Annotated in this window: 1 protein-coding gene; it reads right to left on the bottom strand. The window is 62.9% G+C overall.

Features of this window, described 5'->3' with window-relative positions:
• Window positions 1-73: 73 nt before the first annotated feature.
• Window positions 74-862, bottom strand: coding sequence for a VOC family protein (locus L979_RS11235; protein ID WP_047692303.1), 789 nt, complete (start codon window positions 860-862; stop codon window positions 74-76).
• Window positions 863-975 lie beyond the last annotated feature (113 nt).

The raw sequence follows: 975 nt of genomic DNA on the forward strand, positions 1-975 counted from the left end.
GACCTCCGAAAAGACCCAAATCTCAGCCCAGTGAGGGACTTTTCGGAGGTCTCGGCTCGATGTGGGAGTGGTGTCAGAGCGGCTGCTGCAACTGGAAGGTTTCCCCTTCCGGGCCCAGCACGGTGGTGATCCGGCCGAACTCGGTGTCATCCGGGCCGTCAGTGACCTGGCCGCCAGTTGCCTCAATGGTCTCCACGGCCTGGGCCGAGTCCTGGACCATGAAGTAAGGACGCCAGTAGGAGCGGTCATCGTCAAAGAACATGGTGGCGTCACACAGACCCGCGGTGGATTTCTCACCGGCACCGTTGGTCACGTACTTGAAGCCATCGCTCCCACCTTCCGGTCCCATCCACGCGATCTCCCAGTTGAACACGTCACGGTAGAAGGCGAGGTCGGCCTCGAAATCTGAGCTCAGGGCTTCGAACCATGCAGAGGTCCCCGGTTGCAACGGCAGCTCAATTCCGGCGAACTCGACCGCTTGCCACAACCCCACCTTGGCCCCGGACGGTGTGGCGATCATGGCCATGTGACCGCTGCCCGGAACCCGCATGGGCCCCATGAGCAGCTGCCCGCCGGCGGTCTGGACGGCCGCCACCTTTCGCTCGATGTCATCCGTAGCCAGGTAGATGCTCCAACGCCCCTGGCCCGTGGTCACCGGGTTGCCCTGCCCATCCATGTCCAGCGCCAGGCCACCCACGGGAACTCCATCCTTGGTGATGATGGAGTAGTTGCCGTAGTCCTCACCCTGGTCGGCGAATTCCCAGCCGAAAAGTGCGCCGTAGAACTTCTTGGCTGACTCCACATCCTGCACCGTGAGGTCCAGCCAGGTGGGTGCACCCGTGGGACGGGGTTGTGCTGCCATGGTTGCTGCTCCTTTGCCGCGCGGAAACCAGATGCCATGAGCTTAGGACCCCACCGCCTCCCACGCCGCCGAGACCTCCGAAAAGACCCAAATCTCAGCCCAGTGAGGGACTT

It is taken from the genome of Kocuria sp. ZOR0020 (assembly GCF_000800955.1).
Taxonomy (GTDB): Bacteria; Actinomycetota; Actinomycetes; order Actinomycetales; family Micrococcaceae; genus Kocuria; species Kocuria subflava.